Origin of the sequence: Microcystis sp. M169S2, assembly GCF_020245865.1 — a bacterium.
In the GTDB taxonomy this organism is placed as follows: domain Bacteria; phylum Cyanobacteriota; class Cyanobacteriia; order Cyanobacteriales; family Microcystaceae; genus Microcystis; species Microcystis ichthyoblabe_A.
This window is the reverse complement of record NZ_JADBUB010000215.1, coordinates 1-3,770: the sequence shown is the minus strand read 5'-3', so window position 1 is coordinate 3,770 and position 3,770 is coordinate 1. Positions and strand designations below refer to the sequence as shown.

The following is a 3,770-nucleotide window of genomic DNA, read 5'->3' as shown; positions in this document are numbered from 1 at the left end:
CTTCATCAGCCCGCGTCCTGTAGGGGCGAAGCATTCGGGCAATAACCTATCGGTGAAACCGTAGATTTTCTATCCGAATGCTTCGCCCGTACTTTTTGCCGCAAACCCTATTTATTTTCTTGACATTAATTCTGATTTATGGCAGCGTCGGGGTTGTCAAGTCCTCCCAGACGATTGAAGGGCCAAAAACGCACCACAGCGCGACCGATTAAGTTGTCCCGGGGAACGAAGCCCCAAGCGTGGGAATCATAACTATTATTGCGATTATCGCCCAAAACCAGATATTGATCGGGGGGAACTGTCACCGGTCCGTAAGTATAATTAGGTTCTTCGGCGATATACTTTTCCGCTAAAACTTTACCGTTGACGTAAACTAAACCGTTTTTGACTTGCACCTTATCCCCCGGCAGTCCAATCACCCGTTTAATAAAAGCATCCTGAAAATTTTGAGCTTTTAGAGCGGCTGTCGGACTAAAAACCACTATATCACCCCGTTCTGGCTTCTGAAAATGATAGCTAACTTTCTCGATAATTAGGCGATCATTAATCTGGAGAGTGGGTTCCATGGAAGAAGAGGGAATATAACGGGCCTCGGCCACAAAAGTGCGGATGCCAAAGGCCAAAATTCCAGCCGTGACAATGGTTTTAACTGCTTCTAGCCAAGGATTTTCTTGGGGGACGGGAGGGGGAGAAGGTTTTTCGGATTTATGGTTCAAGCTTTCAGCCATAGAATTTTAACTTTTGAGAAGGATTAAGCTAATGCGCTCTTTAATGTTCTAGTTTAGTGATAGTAGCAGCGTAGATAATATTTTAAGACAATTTTCCTACATCTACTGGATCACTGTTAATTTGTCAAGGCCGCATTCTGCCGCCGGAAGGGGAATTTCCTCGGGGGTGGAGAACGGTAAGATTAGTCTATCAAAAAGGACAGTTTTTCGCCGCTATTAAAGGAAAAACTGAAGATTTCGAGGATTAGAACCCTACATCCCTTAAAAGTCTCTTCTAAGTCACCACTCAGATCTATTTCTGCACAAATTCCCGAATGGTCGATTGGAAACTTGGATATTAATTTAGCAAAACGACTTGACTTAGATATATGTATATGTTTGCACAAATTCCCGAACGCTCGATGCACTATTTGCGATGGGTTCTGACCATCGCTTGGTTAATTCTGATATTTTCTCTATTTTTTGACCCTATTTCGGCAAAATTAACCGATTATAATAATCTTTCTAGTCCCCTGAGAGTTGATCCCGATGTCTGCATTAAAGTCCAGGGAGTTTGCCTACCCCAATCCTCCTATCAGTTAGGTGCGCCGATTTTTTGGGGAATAGTGGTTCCTAGTGGTGTTTTTATCTTATTAGTATTCGGTCACGAACTCTGGCGGCGTATCTGTCCTTTATCCTTTCTTTCTCAAATACCGCGTGCTTTGGGTAAACAGCGTCAGAAAAAACAGACCGATAAATCGGGAAAAGTCCGCTCTGAAATCTATAAAGTGCCGAAAAACTCTTGGTTAGCTCGGAATTATCTCTATCTACAATTAAGTCTGTTATTTTTGGGTTTATGCGGACGGATTCTTTTTTATAATTCCGATCGCTTAGTCTTGGGTAGCTTTTTAATCTTTACTATTCTAGCGGCGATCTTTGTGGGTTACTGGTATGGGGGCAAATCTTGGTGTAACTATTTCTGTCCCATGAGTCCAGTTGAAAGGATTTATGGTGAACCGAGGGGTTTGCTAAATAGTACCGCTCACGAAGACAGTCGCAGTGGGATTACTCAATCTATGTGTCGTATTGTCCGAGAAGATGGTAGCGAACAAAGTGCCTGTGTTGCCTGTCAAAGTCCCTGTATCGATATCGATGCGGAAAGATCCTATTGGGATGGGATTAATAACAGCGATCACCAATGGCTTTATTACGGTTATTTTGGCTTAGTTTTTGGCTATTTTATCTATTATTATCTCTATGCTGGCAATTGGGACTATTATTTCTCTGGAGCTTGGGCGCACGACGAAAATCAGCTAGAATCCCTCTTTAAACCGGGTTTTTATCTTGCGGGTAATCAGATTCCGATTCCGAAACTGGTAGCTGTTCCCTTAACTTTGGCAATCTGCACTTTTTTGGGTTATTTTCTCGGTAAAAAAGTTGAAAATGCCTATAAAGTCTATAGAATCCGTAAAAAGTCGCCCTTACCAACCGAAATTATCCGTCATCGAGTCTTTACTTTCGGAACTTTTCTGATTTTCAATTTCTTCTTTATTTTCGGTGGTCGTCCTTTTATTAATCTTTTGCCAAAATTTTGGCATTATTTCGCTAGTATTTTAGCGGCTGTTTTGAGTAGTTTATGGTTATATCGCACTTGGATAAGGGATCCGAGTCGTTACCAACGGGAAGGACTCGCAGGAAAATTGCGTAAACAGTTGCGTAAACTGAATCTCGATACGGCTAAATATCTCGATCGGCGATCGCTGGAAACTTTGGACGCAGATGAGGTGTATGTGTTGGCCAAGATACTGCCGGATTTCACGCACCAGAAGTGTTTAAAAGCCTATAAAGCCGTGTTAAAAGAGGCTTTGGAGGAGGGATATAGTGACTTCGGCCACAGCCTCGAAATCCTGCAACAAATGCGCTTAGAGTTGACGATTACTGAGGCAGAACATCAGGCGATTTTAACAGAGTTGGGTGTGGAATCGGCCGAACTTCTCGATCCAGAAAAGCAGTATAGTCGCGAGGATTGGTTACGTTTGCAGAGTTATCGCGATGCTTTGTTAGAAAGTTTGTTGGTGACATGGAAAAAAGACCCCGATCGCCAGGTGGGTTCGGAATTGCTGGAAGTGTTAACTGGTAAGAGTTCTAGGGAAGTGATCGAGCATTTATTGACGGAATTGCCAGTCGCAGGAAAGGAAACTGTCGAGTCTTTGCGTCGGGAGTACGGAGTTACTGGTCAGGAGGAGGAAACGATTCTCCATCGTCCTCCGGCCGATCAATTATGGCAAAATATCGCCCGCGCTTTTCAGGTTTTCGATCGTCTATCTTTTAGTAGTGACAGCGATCGTGATCAACAGGAAAGAATTTTATTGGAAAGATTCCAGCTATTCGATAGTGATAGCTCTGGACAAATTAGCCTTGAGGAGTTAAAAGCTTGTCTTCAGGCGATCGAACCGGGGGTGACAGACAAGGAAATCGAAGCTATGTTACAGCAGGCCGATACTGGTCGCGATAATCAGATTAGTTTTCAGGAATTTCGCGATCTACTGCACCAATTCCACAAATAAACTGTCTGCAACTATTGCGTCGGTCATGAATTCCAAGACATTAGGATTCTGATAGCAAATTATACCAATTCTCCAAAGTCTGACTACAGAAGTTTAATCCCCCTAAATCCCCCTTAAAAAGGGTGACTTAAATTCGATGTGTAGTTTTCATTTAGAGAAATGGTATTAAATTGTATTCAGTGCAAATAGAGAATCAAGTTAGCTGTCACCTTGATGGTGGGAGCTTTTTCTTTTTTTAGCCAATACAGTGCTTCTGTTCCCCCCTCAAAGGTTACGGTTAATTAGTTGGGCTGAAAGATTAAGTAGCTGGTTATAATTAAATTAAAAATGGATTTTAGGTTCGATCCCCCCTGAGTCCCCCCTTAATAAGCTATCCCTTATAGGGATCTTTCTTAACAATTTTTGCAGTAAGCACTCCAACCCTTATCCTGACTTGATTTCAGTTTTTTCTTTGTCAGTAAGGGTGTCAACAAGGAATATTACAAATTGTTAACCG

2 protein-coding genes are annotated in these 3,770 nt (G+C 42.4%); one reads left to right on the top strand and one right to left on the bottom strand.

Annotated features, from left to right (window positions below):
• Positions 1-125: 125 nt before the first annotated feature.
• Positions 126-728 (bottom strand): signal peptidase I, encoded by a 603-nt coding sequence (gene lepB, locus IM485_RS19790; protein WP_287745139.1) that lies wholly within the window; start codon positions 726-728, stop codon positions 126-128.
• A 374-nt stretch (positions 729-1,102) separates the two neighbouring features.
• Between lepB and IM485_RS19785 the strand changes: the two genes are divergently transcribed.
• Entirely contained in the window at positions 1,103-3,274 is a 2,172-nt protein-coding gene (locus IM485_RS19785) for an EF-hand domain-containing protein (RefSeq protein WP_287745137.1), read from the top strand.
• Positions 3,275-3,770: the final 496 nt, after the last annotated feature.